Here is a 13,362-nt window from a genome sequence, read left to right on the forward strand (position 1 = left end):
CCACCGCGGCCAGGCTTACGAGGTGGCTGCGTCGGCCGGCGGCCCGGGGACGCAAGAGTGCCGCCCGCCGCGCAGGACCGGGCGGGCGGGACGCGAGGAAGCGGCGCTCAGCCGGAGGTCTCCGGGGCCCAGACGCGTTCCGCGTAGTCCAGGAAGTTACGGCCCATGATCTTCTCGATGCGTTCGGAGCGGTACCCGCGGCGTTCGAGGAGCCTGATCAGCTCCCGGAACTGCTCCACCCCGCGCAGGTCGAGCACGAAGGGCAGTGTGTCGCTGCGCTCCCCCGCCGCGCCGACCCCGGCCGCACGGCGCAGTTCCACGTGCTCGGCGAGCCGGTCCCGGTACGCGTCGAGGTCGTCGACGGTCGTGACGGTCCCGTCGGTGCCGATGCCGACGTGGTCCTCGCCGCACACGTTCACCGCGTGGTCGATGTGTTCGACGACGTCCGCCGCGCGGGCGTGTCCCGAGGTGTCGAGGAAGGGCATGAAGTAGATGCCCACGAAACCGCCGCGCGAGGCCACCAGGCGCAGCTCCTCGTCGGTCTTGTTGCGCGGCAGGTCGGCCAGCGCGCGGCAGCCGGTGTGGTTGACGGACACCGGGACGCGCGAACTCCGCGCGGCGTCGAGGCAGGTGTTCTCCCCGCTGTGAGAGAGGTCGACCATGAGGTGGTGCTCGTTGAGCGCGTCGACCAGGCGGCGGCCGAAGTCGGTCAGGCCCCGGTTGTCCGGTGCCATCGAGCCGTCGCCGATGTGGTTGGCCTGGTTGTACGTCAGCTGGACCACACGGACGCCGAGTTCGGCGAAGGTGGCGACGCGACCGGTGTCCTCGCCCACGGCAACGGCGTTCTGGAAGCCGTAGATCACGCCGATCCTGCCCTCGCGGTGGGCCCGGTGCACATCGGCGACGGTCCGGACCTTCAAAAGGTCGGCCTCGTTGTCCTGGACGATGCGGTCCCACACGGCGATCTCGTGCACAGTGTGCTCGTACGGCGGCATGTCGCCCATGGTGTATCCCAGGGTGACGTTGACCGCGGTGAGGCCGGAGGCGCGGGCGTCGGCCAGGGTCCGGGCGTCGACGGTGAGTTGTTCGCTGGAGGGGTTGAGCTCGGCGGCGGCCTCGGCCGACCTGGGCGCGTTGGGATTGTCGAGCTGGCCGAGCGCGTTGATGATCATGGGTGTGGTGGTCATCGGGTCTCCTCGACGCGGTGGGGCTGCCGGTCTCCCGGGTTCGGGGTGCGGTGCTGTGTCTCCGCGGCCGGCGCTTCGGGTACGAAGTCGCCGCGCTCGAAGCGGCGTCCGCGCTTGACGGTCAGCGACACGCTGCGCAGATGACCGATGTCGGCCAGCGGATCGGCGTCCAGGACGACGAAGTCGGCCAGCTTGCCCGCTTCGACGCTTCCCCTCATGTCCTCGGCGCCGGCGCTCCGGGCGCCCAGGAGCGTGGCGGAGCGCAGCACGTCCGCGGGCGGCATCCCGCAGCGGTCCACGAGGAAGGCCAACTCCTCGTACAGGGCGGGGAACGGGTCCTTGAGGTCGGTCTCGTAGTCCGTGCCCGTGCAGATGTCCACTCCGGCGCGATGGGCCTGCGCGGTGAGGCGGGCGGCGAGTTCCGAGTCGGCCGCCGCCTTGGCCGCGGCCTCGGGCCCGTCTTGGGCCAGGGCGTCGCTCGCCCACATTCCGGCGGTCGCGTCGAGCACGGTGCCGCGTCGGCGCATCAGGGCGAAGAGTTCCTCGACGCGGGGGTCGTCGCCGGCGGCGAACCGGTCGTGGTCGACAGGCGGTTTGTGCTTGTAGCTCGTCAACTCGGCGTCCCGGCCCTCGAAGGCGAGCAGGGTGACGTGCGAAACGCTGTCCGCACCGGCCAGCACGACCTGTCGGGGCGTGGCGGGGAACACGGCGGCATGCGCCCACACGGGGATGCCCTGGCGGTGCGCCTCCTCGGTGATCGCGGCGACGGTGCCGTGGTCGAGATCCGCGTAGACCTTGATCGCCGCAGCATGGGTGCCCCGCGCCAGGGCGACCGCCAGGCGCAGATCCGTGTCGGCCGTGACGGCCTGCATCCACGGCACCGCCCCCGGCACCTCACCCTGGGTGACCTGGTGGGTGCGCGGATCGTCGAAGAACCCCGGGCCCGCCATCAGCGCGGCGTACCGGATGTCCGGTCCCGGGATCTCTCCGACGAGCGAGGCCCGTGCGAGGTCGCCCACCTGCCGCAGGTCGTCGGCCATGTCCCGGATGGCGGTGACGCCGCTGTACACGAGCCGGCGCAGCACCGCCTCGGCCGCCGGCCGGTCGGGGGGCGTCGCGAGGTGCTGGTGCGAGTCGATCAGACCGGGGACGACGAAGCGGCCGTCCAGGTCGAAAACCTCGGCGCCCGCGGGCAGTTCGGCGGAGATCTCGGCGTCGTCGCCGACGGCGAGGATGTACTGGCCGTCGATCACGATCGACGTGGAAGGCCGGGACGGACTCCCGGTTCCGTCGAACAGGGTGGCTCCCCGGTACACCGCCACGGTTCCCGCAGCCGGGGGCGCGTACGGGACCGGAGCACCCGAAGTCTCGTCCGCCATCTTCACCTCGCATATCGTTGTTACGCTCTACGAAACAGCTGTATCGCTTGCCGAAACATGCGTTACCGTACGCTCGCCGTCGCGGACACCACAAGGAGGGGTGGGCATTGCCCGAAGCACCGCGCACCGCCGTCGACAAGGCGCTGGACCTGGTCGAGGCCGTGGCCCGTTCACCGCATCCCCTGCGCCTGACCGACCTGGCCGAGGAGGTCGGCCTGCACCGGGCGACCGCCTATCGCGTGCTGCTCGACCTGGTGCGCCGCGGCTGGGTGCTGCGGGCGGGCGACCGCTATCTGCCGGGCACCGCGGTCCTCCAGCTGTCGTCGTCCGCGGCCCGGAACTCGCTCGTCGCCCTCGCCCGGCCGGTCCTCACGGCGCTGGCCGAGCGCACCGGCATGATGGTCAATCTCCAGGTTCCGGAGACCGACCGCTCCCGGGTGATCGACGTCGTGCGCCCCGACCGTCTCTCGATGATCACCCGTCTGATGGGCGAGGCCCTGCCGGTGCACCGGTTCGCCGGACCGCTGGCCCTGGTCGCCGCGCTGGCCCCCGCGGAGCGGGCCCCGTATCTGGGCGTCGCCGAGGAAGCAGGTCACGCGCTGAGCGGTCCGGAGGGTCTGCTGGCCGACGTCGAGCGCACCGAACGCACCGGATTCGCCGTCGAGTACGGACGCAATGAACAACCCGTCGCCTCGCTGAGCAGGGCGGTCGTGCCCCAACCGGGCAGACCCGTCTGCGCGGTGACCGTGGTCGGCCTCGCCGCGGAGTTCGACGAGGCCCGTCTGCCCGAACTGCGCCGGGCCCTTTGCGAAGCGACGGACGCACTGTCCTCGCTCCTCACCGGCTCGGCGGGGCCGTCCGGGACGGCGGAGGGGACGGCATGAGCGAGCTGCTCTTCCTCGACGGCGCACGGACGCGCGCGGCGCTCGAACCGCGGCGTGTCATGGACGCCGTGGCGACGGCTCTGATCGCCGTCGGCCGGGGCGAGGCCTCCGCGCCGCCCCGGATCGCGGCCCGCGCCCCCGGCGGTCTGCTCGGAGCCATGCCCGGATACGTTCCCGGGCTCGGCCTCGCGGCGAAACTCGTCTCCGTGTTCGGTGATCCGGCACGGCCGGGGCGCAGCAGCCACCGCGGCGTCGTCGCCCTCTTCGACGCCGAGGACGGAAGCCCGCTCTGCCTGATGGACGCCGAGCCGCTCACCGAGATCCGCACGGCGGCGGTCGCCACCGTCAGCGCCCGCGCGCTGGCCCGGCCCCGGCCCGAGCGCATCGCCGTCGTCGGGACCGGCGCGCAGGCCCGAGCCCAGGTGGGACTGCTGGCGGCGCTCGACCCCGGCGTCCCCGTCGTCGTCGCCGGACGCGACCGGCGACGCGCGGAGAGCGCCGCCGCGCCGCATCCGGCCGCCCGGGCCGCGGACACCGTCGAGGCGGCCGTCCGCGAAGCCGACACGGTCTTCTGCTGCACCGGCGCCGTGCGGCCGGTGATCCGCCGAGACTGGCTCTCCCCCGGCACACACATCAGCTCCGTGGGCGGATCCCACGGTCCGGAGGTGGACGCCGACACCGTGCGTGACGCCGCTCTCTTCGCCGAGTGGCCCGGCGCCGCGGACACCCGGCCGCCGTCCGGCGCCCACGAGTTGCAGGACCTCCCGGCCGGGCGGACCGTCACGCTCCTCGGTTCCGTCCTGTCCGGACGGCACCCCGGCCGCCTGGACGAGAGCGAACTGACGCTGTTCAAGTCGACCGGGCATGCCGCCCTGGACGTCGCCGCGGCCCACGTCGCCCACGCCGTGGCCGTCGAGCGCGGGTGGGGCCGGCCCGTGGCGATGTGACCGCGGGCCATATGCCGGGCCTGCCCACCCTCCGCTTCACGCCAGGGGGACGAAGACCCTGACCGACTTGCCGCCCCGCGGACCCGGTTCGATGGTGATGTCGCGGGACAGCCGGATGATCAACGGCCAGCCGTAGCCGCTGACTTGGTGCCCCTGGGGGAACTCCCCGGTGCCGTGGGCCGGGGTGGGGACGACATCGCTGTTGTCGCGCACGTCGAGCAGTATGCCGCCGTCGGTCACCGTCGCGGTGAAGCCGGCCAGCCCCCCGCCGTGCCGAATGGCGTTCGTCACCAGTTCGGAGACGACGAGGAGGAGGTCGGTGACGGCGTCCGGGCCCATCGCGCCCTGGGACGGATTCCAGTGCTCGCGCAGCAACGACCGGACGTGGTCGCGTGCCGCCGCCGCACTCGTGATGGCGTGACCGCTCGCCGGGAGCGGGGCCAGGTTCTCGTGAGCTGCCGGAAGGCCGTTGATATGGTTCATCGCTCGGTCGCCTGGTCCGGGAGGGCCAAGGCGGCCTGCACGTTGTCCACGAGGACGAAGAAGTCCTCGGTCCCTGTCACCTCGAACAGCCTCCGAACGATGTCGCTGAACGGTCCGCACACCACCATGACGGTTTCGCGGGACCGGTGGGCACGCTGTGCTTCGAGGAGGACGTGCAGGACCGAGGAGTCCGCGAAGGCCACTCGCGAGAGATCCACGACCGTGCGCGAGGCGCCCACTCGGTGCGCCTCGTGGAGGGCCTCCTCCAGCCGGGGGGCGCTCTCGTAATCGATGTCGCCGCCCACGCGTACGACGAAGGCGTCTTGGGCCGCCCCGTGCGTGACCGTGGCCTGCAACTCGTCGGGCATCTGCACACTCTTTCCGGTCTGCTCTGTCAGGGGCACGCCTCGCGCTGCCCATCAGTCTGGCCTTCCGGCCGGCAGGCTCCGGTAATAGCTGCCGACGTCGGCCAAGTATGCGGGGTCGAACGTCTCACGGTCGGTCTTGAACACGGGGGCCGACTTGATCTCCTCCCGTGTGCACGACACGGTGATCTTCTGGCTCTCCGTGTCGATCCCGGCCACGACACCCACGGGAACGAGCACGCTCTTCCCGAACACCCATACACCCGTGTCGACGATCAGGTGACGCATGCCGGAGTCGTCGGCCTGCCGGTCGACATGCCCTATCGTCCCGTCGGTCGCCTCGACGGAGTATCCGGTGAGTTCATGGGCCTCGGGATGACCGAACTCAGGGGCGTAGGACCAGATTCTGTCGACAGTCACCATGTACTCCTTCTGTGTCACCGGCATCGCCACCGGCGTTTCCCGCCCTGGGCGGGAACCGGCAGGCGGAGGCCCGGTGGGGGGAAATCCGTCCGCGTCGCGCTCCAGGGCTGCAATTACCCTGTCGGCCGCCCTGCATTCGGTGCACTTTCCCTTGCCGTGATAGCGCCCGGGGCATGCCCGCACGCCCCTGTTCCGTCCGAGGCCCCCAGATGTCAGCCGGCTCCCGGGCGCTGCTCGCGTCGGCCCACGTCGCAGGGTGCGGTGAGGTGGGCGAGCGTTCCCGTGATGTCCAGGAGCCGCTCGAGGCCGGCCGGGCGCTCGTCGAGATGCAGACGGACCCCCGCGGCGTCCGTCTGACGCCGGATCATCAGCAGGGCGGAAAGGCCCATGGAGTCGATGTTGTCGAGTCCGGCGAAGTCCACGTGCAGCCCCTGGACGCCGTGGGGGCCACCGCCCCGGCCGGCGAGGGTCTGTCGGACGGTGCTCACCAACGCGTCGCACGTCTCGTGGTCGAGATCACCGACGACGCGGACGACGGCTTCGGTGGTCTCGACCTCGACGGTGAGCGAGAAGGACGGATGATGTGAAGTGGTCATGCGGGCTTTCCGGGGCGGGGGATCTTCTGTGCCGGCGTTCGGGTCCTGAGCGCCTCCCGTGCGTGGGCCAGTGCGTGACAGGCGCGCGGGAAATCCTTGAGCTGTGCGGCCAGCAGGTCGAGAGCGGGGTCGAGGCTGCGGGCGGGAACGCGTCGGGCCGTGAGAATGTCCGCGGTCCAAAGGATGAACCGGGCGAACGGCTCGTCGTCGGCGACGTACAGCGCGGTGGCCAGGTACTCGACGATGTGGGCGATGTCCTCGGCGGTGTGCCGGCGCTGGCGTTCCGTGTAGCCGCGCATCGGCGCGAACCGGTCCTCCAGTTCCGTCAACGTCCCCTTGACGAGCTGGTGCGTGGTGCGCACGACCATGGTGTATTCCTGGTCGGCCAGATGGGGCAGGTCGTCCACGACCTGGTGGGCGGCCAGCGGATCGGGGCGGCTCAGGCCCTTCTCGAGGATCGTGGCCGCTTCCCTGGCGTGCGGGGCCCAGGCGTCCGCCCCGAGCGCGCGGGCGTAGCGGCCGTCGGGCCCGAACGCCGCGCCGCCCGCGATGACGGGGACGCCGGTCGCCTGACAGGCCGTGATGGCGCTGTGCGCCGTGGGCAGATGGGTGGGGATCGAGGACGACAGGGCGATCGCCTGGGGGCCCGTCCGGTGCAGATGCGCGATGAGGTGCGGGGTGGGCACGTGTGCGCCGAGGAAGTCGACGTTCCAGCCGCGCAGCCGCAGCACCTCGGACAGCAGTCTGGCGGGCAGGGCGTGCCATTCGCCGTCCACGCAGGCCACGGTGACGAGGGGGCCGGCCGGTACGCCTGTTCGGTGGTCGGGGTGGTGGGCCAGAGCCGCGATGACGCGCTCGTGTATGGCGGTCGCGGTGTGCTCCTGTGCGACGGTCAGCCGGTTCGCCGCCCACTCCATGCCGACCTTGGCCTGGACGGGGGCGATCAGGTCGAGCAGTACCGCCTCCAGGTCGGCGGAGGACCTCGCGGCGTCGAGGACGACGGCGACGGCGCCGTGTTCGTCGCCGCCGTGCACCGCGGACCACAGACGCTCCCGGGCGTCGTCGAGTGCCACGCCGCCGTCGGCGTGGGCGGGACGTCTCATCATGCGGTGTACCTGCCCCGGGTGTGGCCGTTCACCGCACTGAGGTGCGCGTGGTGGGGTGCGGTGACGGCGACGGTCGCCATGTCGTCGTGGCCGCCTCGTCCGACCCACTGGGCCGCGAGCATCTGCACGTGCTCCACGACCGCCTCGGCGGGCATGCCCGCGCACTGGGTGAGCGCGGCCTCCAATCGCTCGGTACCGAAGAGTTCGTCGCCGAGCGGGCCGCCGCGGGCCTCGGTGATGCCGTCGGTGAAGAAGAGACAGGTCTCGCCCGGGGCCAGTTCGAGGTGCGCCGTGGTGGAGCTGACATCCCAGAACGCGCCGACGAGCGTCCCGCGTGTCGGCGCCTGTTCGACCTGCCCGTCGGCGCGCACGATCAGCGGCGCGGGATGGCCCGCGCTGGTGACGCGAAGATGGACAGTGCCGCCGCGGCGCACGACGGAGGCGAGCGCCAGGGTGGCGAACCGGGCGTGATGGGAGTTCATCAGCGCTCCGTTGAGCAGGCCGAGCAGCCGCTGGTGGTCGTCGGCCAGCGGCAGCAGCGCCTGCACCGTGTTGCGGATCTTGCCCGTCAGCACCGCGGCTTCCAGCCCCTTGCCGCACACGTCCCCGAGGACGACGAGGGACTCCTGGCCCGCGTCCGTACCGGGGTGGACGTCGTAGAAGTCGCCGCCCACCCGGTCGGCCTGGCCCGAGGGCCGGTACTTCCCGGCGAACTCCACGCCGTGCACGCTGTGCAGCGTCGGCGGCAGCAGCTCACGCATGAGCGTGGTGGTGATGGCCGCCTGCTCGGCGTACATGCGGGCCGCCGACATGGCCGCGCCCGCCCGCGAGGCGAAGAGCCGGGCGAAGATCTCCTCGCCCTCCGAGAAGGCCGCCCGGTCGCGGGCCCGGAGCAGGACCAGCGCACCGGCCGGAACCCCGTGACCGGGCAGCGGTGTCACCACGGCGGAGCCGACGGGCTGTGCGAAGCCGTCGGGGACGGCCCAGGCCGGCACGGTGGCCGGATCGATCCAGCGGGACGGGACGGGCGGGAATCCGCGCAGGGCGTCGCTGAGTCCCGGCAGGAGGTCGATGTTCTCCTGCACCGTGCGGTGCGTGACCGCTCCGTCGGGCCCGCAGTACGTCAGCGGTACGTTCATGCCGCGCGGCGGCGCCACGATCACCGCGGCGTCCGCGAGGTGTTCGGCGGCCAGGCGGGCCGTGACCTCCATACAGCGCTCGACGTTCAGCGACGACAACAGGGCGCTGGACGCGCCGGCCAGGAAAGCGGTGCGCTCGCGTTCGCTCTTGAGGGCGTCCTCGGCCAGCCGCCGGTCGGTGTCGTCGACCAGCCACCACATCACGTCGCCGTCGTCGGTGCAGGTGGGATGCGCCTCGAAGGTCCGGTCCCCGACCGCGCCGTGGGCCGGCCACCCGAACTCGCCGCCCTCCGGGCGGGTCCGGACGCGGGCATGGGCGTCGGCGATCCACGCCGGGGTCACATCCGTCAGCCAGGAGCCGGTGACCGCACCAGGGAAGAGCACGGCCGCGGCCGCGTTCAGTTCGACCACGCCACCGGATGGGTCCGCGACCACCACGGGGTAGGGGGCGGAACCCCACGTCGCGCCGAGGCCGACACTGCGCGGGCTGGCAGGGGGCTGCTGGGAAGTGTCCACGAGCAAGGGCCCGCGTAGGCGGGCCCACCACCTTTCCGGTCGGCTGAGATTGTTTCCTTCCGACAACCATCTCGCGCCCGGCGGTGCGACTGCAAGTCGCTGACCCCAAGTCCCTCCGAGAACATTCGTGACGGTCACCATGTGTTTTGGCCCTGCCCAGAGATGCCGCGTCCGCAGATGCCGCGTCCGCCCGCCCGGCGGGCGAGCGGGAGACGACCGGGACCGGGGCGCGGGGTCACCGCCCGCCGCGCCCCGGCGCGTGGGCCTGTACCGGCGGGGACGGGGTAGCCGCACGCTACGAGCGACCACAGCCAACCCCTGCCTGGAGGACCGTCATGCCCGGAATCGTGGACCGGATCAAGCAGTTCGCGCGCAGCCCGCAGGGCCGGCGCGCCACGGAGGAGGTGCGCCGGGCCGCGGCGGACCCCCGTCGCCGGGCGCAGGCGCAGCGGCTCCTCGGCAGGCTGCGCGGACGGCACTGACCGCCGCCGCCCGGCGCCGAGGGTGCCCTCGGCTCGCACCGGAGCGATGAGCGCCGTGGGACCTGCTCGCACAGAAGTCCGCTTCCGCGGGCCGGGACCAGACGGGGTTCCTGCCGCCATCATTGACTTCACGCCACCCGGGGTGCGAGCGTCGCACGTCCTGCTCCCGTCGCCGCGCGCGCACTCCGGGGGCCCACGCCTTGTCGCGAACGGAACGAAATGCCCGACACCGGGGACTCCTCGGCCCGGCCGCCCACCGGGATCCCGTCATGACGGCGGACCGCATCCCGGGACTGATCCTCCCCGTGATCTTCCTCTGTGCGGCCGGCACGGGCCTCGTCTGGTACTGGCGGCATCGGGGCGAGTAGCGGCCCGGGCGAAAAAGATCCGTCTCCGCGACGCGTCGAATCGAACAAACGGGTTACCAGGCCTCCTACTTGTCCTACCTGTGGGAGGAATCCATGTCCGGAGCCCAGAATCCGTTGTCGATCGATGTCTCCGTGCCCCGCGAAGACGCCGCCCTGCTGGCCGTGGACGGTTTCCTGGACATCGACACGGCGACGGAGTTGCACCACCATCTGGCCAATCAGCTCCATCACGGACGCCGGCACTTCCTTCTCGATCTGTCGGGCGTCCCGTTCATGGACTCGTCGGGGATGAACGTCATCCTGAGGGGCTACCAGGAGACACGCGAAGTGGCGGGCAGCGTGCACGTCATCGCTCCCACACCGGCCGTGCGGCGCATCCTCGACCTCACCGGGGTCAGTCTCACCGTGTCGCTCGCGGACAGCGTCGACGAGGCCCTGGCACACGTGGACGCCCGAACGGCGCAGCCCTCGCCCGAGGACCGGACGGACACGCCGGGCGCCTGAGGACGGGCGACCGGTGAGGGGCGTTGTCGCCACCCCCGCGGGGGTGGCGACAACGCCCCTCACCGGCACGGTGCGAACGGCACGCCCCGTCAGACGAGCGTCCCGGGCACGGCGCCGCCCCGGCTGCCGGGCACGGTGGCCGGCCGGCCGTGCGCGGCGACCGCCTCGACGGGCGGCCGTACACGGGCCACGGGGAAGGGGGGCTGTTCCCGTCCCTCCTCGTCAGCGGATCCGCGCTGTCCGCCTGCGGCGACCAGCAGGGCGTCCGCGGCGGCCACGGCGTCGTGGACGCGGTTGGTCCCCGTCATCACACAGAGCGTGTAGGTGACGTCCTCGAGCGCGCGAGCCGTCTCGAGGGTCTCCTTCTCGGCGTACGCGATCTTCAGTGACGCGTAGCGGGTCAACAGCCTCCGCACTACCTTCGGGTCAGGCACGAGCACGGCGAGGGCTCCTCTCTCCATTTGGCCTTCGTGTGCCCGCCTGTCGCCTCTTCATTCACAAGTACCCCCTCTCACAACCCTTTTGGCGCAATCGCGAAGCCGGTCCGCACACGTCGGGGCACCACGGCGAAGCGGGGCCGACCGCGGGGAAGCGGGCGGCGAAAGAGATCAAGCGCGGGCGAGATAGCTGCGCACGGTGGTCCCAAACCTCCCGGTGTGCACCCGGACGAGGTCGGAGACGAAGTGGACGAGGAACAGTCCGCGCCCGCCGATCTGGTCGGGCCGCACCGGGCGCCGCCCGGCCATCGGGTCCGACAGGCGCCCCTCGTCCTGCACCTCGCACACGATCCGGTCGTCCTCGGCCCAGATCCGCAGCGTCCCCGAACCACCCCCGTGCACGACGCTGTTGGTCGTGAGCTCGGCGACGACGAGGTTCAGGTCCTGCAGGCGAGCCGGTCCCATCCCCCGCTCGCGCGCCTCGGCGACCGCGAAGTCCCGTGCGGCCGGGAGGAACCCGGCGTCGAACCGGACCGCCGCCGCTCCCGGCGGATGCCGCAGCGCCTCGTTGTAGCGGGCGAGCACGCCGTCGGGGTCGTAGGCGTGGCTGACACCGGCCCGGCCCGCACGGATCACGACGGGGTGCGTGGCATGGGCGTCCGCGATCACGTCCTCGGCCAGGGCCCGTGCGTCGTACGGACACAGGATCGTGACGTCGCGTCCGCCGAACGCCGCATTGATCAGCGCTTCGTGCTGGACGCAGGCCGGGTACTCCACGGACGTCCGCCCGTCCCAGATCGGCTCGCCGACGATGCGCACGCGCCTGCCCGGGTGGGCATCGGCGAAGGCGCGCAGCACCGAGGGAATGATCCGGCCGGGGTTCCGTCCCGCCTCGGTCATGTCGATCCAGCGGACATGGTCGGCGTCCGCGCCGAGGGCGGACCGGAGAAGTCCGAGCCGTCGGACCGGCACGGCCACGGCGACCGGATGCCCGGCGGCCAGTCCCTCCTGCACGAAGGGAGCGGTGCCGTCGACGTACTCCCGGTCGCCGTCGTAGAGGAGAGCGGGGTGGGCGAAGGGTTCGGCGGGCGGCGTCGCGGGCGTCATGTCACCGCCCCTGGCGTCCGGCCGTCGCACCGCGCCCGCACGAAAGAGCCACGACCGCTGAAGTGCGCCGCTCGGTGAACTCCGCGGCCGGACAAGGCTGTGAGGGCCTGCTTCCAACCGCGTGGGGCAAGCGGCTCGGTCCCGAGGCACAGAAGGGTCAGAAGTGGCGGAAAAGTGCCTTCTCGCTGCTCCATGCCCACATGCTCACCCCGAAACCCAGCTTACTCGGCGACCGTCGCCCCGGTCCTGTGGCCCGGCGGCTTAGGAGCACCGCCCATGGTGCGCCCCGGCGCTCCCCTGCCCCGAGGCCTGTCCACCGAACCGTCCACCGCGCCCGCGAGAAGACACTGCGCGAACTGCATCCGGACGACGGCTTCGTGAGGAAGCACTGACCGGTCCGGCTACGGAACGTCCGCGGAAGATCGCCTTCCAGAGATTTTCCGGAACCGGCAGGCATGACCCACATGAAGCAGGGCAGACGCGCCCTGTCATCAATTCCTTCGGAGATATGGGGTGGACGGCATGGCAGCCGTGGCGGAGGCGAACGCGACGGACACGGCACAGCGGGCAGTGACGGCAGAGGGGGCGATCCTTCCTCAGATCGACGAGCCGCTGAAGATCAGTCCCAAGGACGCCCGCGAACTGTCCCGGCCGTTCTTCGACCGACTGGCCGTGTTGGAAGAAGGCACGCACGAATACCAGTACGCGCGCAACACCCTCATCGAGATGAACCTCTCCCTCGTGCGGTACGCGGCGGCGCGGTTCCGCAGCCGCAGCCAGGGCGAGATGGAGGACATCGTCCAGGTCGGCACGATCGGCCTCATCAAGGCCATCGACCGCTTCGAGCTGTCCCGCGAGGTCGAGTTCACCTCCTTCGCGGTGCCGTACATCGTCGGTGAGATCAAGAGGTTCTTCCGCGACACGAGCTGGGCCGTCCATGTGCCCCGCCGCCTCCAGGAGGCGCGGGTAGAGCTCGCGAAGGCGACGGAGGAGCTGCGTACCCGACTCGGCCGTACTCCGACCACGCGCGAGCTGTCCGAGCTGATGTGCCTGTCCGAAGAAGAGGTCATCGAGGCCCGCAAGGCCTCGAACGGCTACAACTCGTCCTCCCTCGACGCCGCGCTCACCGCCGACGGCGGGGCGGACGGCGAGGCCGTGCTCGCGGACTTCATCGGCGAGGACGACCCGTCGCTGGAACTCGTCGAGGACTTCCACTCCTTGGCACCACTGATCGCCGAACTCGACGAGCGTCAGCGCCGGATCATTCACATGCGGTTCGTCGAGGAGCGCACGCAGGCCCAGATCGGTGAGGAGCTGAACATCTCCCAGATGCACGTCTCCCGCCTGATCACGCGCATCCTCAAGCGGCTGCGCGCCGGACTGCTCGACCCCTCCGTCGTCTGAGATCCGCACGCCACGACCGGTCCGTCGGCCGCCGC

The 13,362-nt window shown here is 71.5% G+C and carries 15 protein-coding genes; 5 read left to right on the forward strand and 10 right to left on the reverse strand.

The genetic code is table 11. The annotated features are described in order from the left end of the window. Nucleotides 1-107: 107 nt before the first annotated feature. Both H305_RS46225 and H305_RS46230 read right to left on the reverse strand, forming a co-directional pair. The gene (locus H305_RS46225) at nt 108-1,187 is read right to left on the reverse strand and encodes a dipeptidase (protein WP_037764219.1); all 1,080 of its coding nucleotides are present in this window, start codon (nt 1,185-1,187) and stop codon (nt 108-110) included. Beyond that, complete coding sequence (locus H305_RS46230) at nt 1,184-2,566, reverse strand: amidohydrolase family protein (RefSeq protein WP_051370694.1); 1,383 nt, start codon at nt 2,564-2,566, stop codon at nt 1,184-1,186. The genes H305_RS46225 and H305_RS46230 overlap by 4 nt, the downstream gene beginning before the upstream one ends. A 107-nt stretch (nt 2,567-2,673) precedes the next feature. On the opposite strand from H305_RS46230, the gene H305_RS46235 reads away from it, so the two are divergent. Both H305_RS46235 and H305_RS0116895 read left to right on the forward strand, forming a co-directional pair. After that, nucleotides 2,674-3,450: an IclR family transcriptional regulator gene (locus H305_RS46235; RefSeq protein WP_037764221.1), complete on the forward strand. Its 777-nt coding sequence runs from the start codon at nt 2,674-2,676 to the stop codon at nt 3,448-3,450. Then, nucleotides 3,447-4,397, forward strand: a complete 951-nt coding sequence (locus H305_RS0116895) for an ornithine cyclodeaminase family protein (RefSeq protein WP_028801410.1) — start codon at nt 3,447-3,449, stop codon at nt 4,395-4,397. The genes H305_RS46235 and H305_RS0116895 overlap by 4 nt, the downstream gene beginning before the upstream one ends. 36 nt (nt 4,398-4,433) lie before the next feature. Here H305_RS0116895 and H305_RS0116900 read toward each other — a convergent pair whose 3' ends face one another. From H305_RS0116900 to H305_RS0116925, 6 genes are all read right to left on the reverse strand, one after another. Continuing rightward, the gene (locus tag H305_RS0116900; protein WP_051370656.1) at nt 4,434-4,880 is read right to left on the reverse strand and encodes an ATP-binding protein; all 447 of its coding nucleotides are present in this window, start codon (nt 4,878-4,880) and stop codon (nt 4,434-4,436) included. Beyond that, nucleotides 4,877-5,248 (reverse strand): STAS domain-containing protein, encoded by a 372-nt coding sequence (locus H305_RS0116905; RefSeq protein WP_028801412.1) that lies wholly within the window; start codon nt 5,246-5,248, stop codon nt 4,877-4,879. The genes H305_RS0116900 and H305_RS0116905 overlap by 4 nt, the downstream gene beginning before the upstream one ends. 51 nt (nt 5,249-5,299) lie before the next feature. Next, nucleotides 5,300-5,692 carry a PRC-barrel domain-containing protein gene (locus tag H305_RS0116910; RefSeq protein ID WP_234020931.1) on the reverse strand — a complete coding sequence of 131 codons (393 nt, stop codon included), beginning with the start codon at nt 5,690-5,692 and terminating at the stop codon, nt 5,300-5,302. A 188-nt stretch (nt 5,693-5,880) separates the two neighbouring features. Then, nucleotides 5,881-6,264, reverse strand: a complete 384-nt coding sequence (locus H305_RS46240; RefSeq protein WP_037764224.1) for an STAS domain-containing protein — start codon at nt 6,262-6,264, stop codon at nt 5,881-5,883. After that, on the reverse strand, nt 6,261-7,370 hold the full coding sequence (locus H305_RS46245; RefSeq protein WP_420708078.1) for a cobalamin B12-binding domain-containing protein: 1,110 nt from the start codon (nt 7,368-7,370) through the stop codon (nt 6,261-6,263). The genes H305_RS46240 and H305_RS46245 overlap by 4 nt, the downstream gene beginning before the upstream one ends. After that, entirely contained in the window at nt 7,367-9,025 is a 1,659-nt protein-coding gene (locus tag H305_RS0116925) for a PP2C family protein-serine/threonine phosphatase (RefSeq protein WP_037764227.1), read from the reverse strand. Before H305_RS0116925 ends, H305_RS46245 begins: the two co-directional genes overlap by 4 nt. A 335-nt stretch (nt 9,026-9,360) precedes the next feature. Between H305_RS0116925 and H305_RS54035 the strand changes: the two genes are divergently transcribed. Both H305_RS54035 and H305_RS0116940 read left to right on the forward strand, forming a co-directional pair. Continuing rightward, nucleotides 9,361-9,507, forward strand: a complete 147-nt coding sequence (locus H305_RS54035) for a hypothetical protein (RefSeq protein ID WP_179332276.1) — start codon at nt 9,361-9,363, stop codon at nt 9,505-9,507. 461 nt (nt 9,508-9,968) lie between these two features. Further along, complete coding sequence (locus H305_RS0116940; protein WP_028801415.1) at nt 9,969-10,379, forward strand: STAS domain-containing protein; 411 nt, start codon at nt 9,969-9,971, stop codon at nt 10,377-10,379. 89 nt (nt 10,380-10,468) lie between these two features. On the opposite strand, the gene H305_RS56395 is transcribed toward H305_RS0116940, so the two are convergent. Both H305_RS56395 and H305_RS0116950 read right to left on the reverse strand, forming a co-directional pair. Beyond that, the gene (locus tag H305_RS56395; protein WP_420708079.1) at nt 10,469-10,840 is read right to left on the reverse strand and encodes a DUF5133 domain-containing protein; all 372 of its coding nucleotides are present in this window, start codon (nt 10,838-10,840) and stop codon (nt 10,469-10,471) included. Nucleotides 10,841-10,987: 147 nt separating this feature from the next. Further along, nucleotides 10,988-11,923, reverse strand: a complete 936-nt coding sequence (locus H305_RS0116950) for an anti-sigma factor RsbA family regulatory protein (protein WP_028801416.1) — start codon at nt 11,921-11,923, stop codon at nt 10,988-10,990. A gap of 522 nt (nt 11,924-12,445) precedes the next feature. Between H305_RS0116950 and H305_RS0116955 the strand changes: the two genes are divergently transcribed. Further along, nucleotides 12,446-13,327 (forward strand): RNA polymerase sigma factor SigF, encoded by an 882-nt coding sequence (locus H305_RS0116955; RefSeq protein WP_028801417.1) that lies wholly within the window; start codon nt 12,446-12,448, stop codon nt 13,325-13,327. Nucleotides 13,328-13,362 lie beyond the last annotated feature (35 nt).

This window comes from Streptomyces sp. 142MFCol3.1 (assembly GCF_000424945.1).
GTDB lineage: Bacteria > Actinomycetota > Actinomycetes > Streptomycetales > Streptomycetaceae > Streptomyces > Streptomyces siamensis.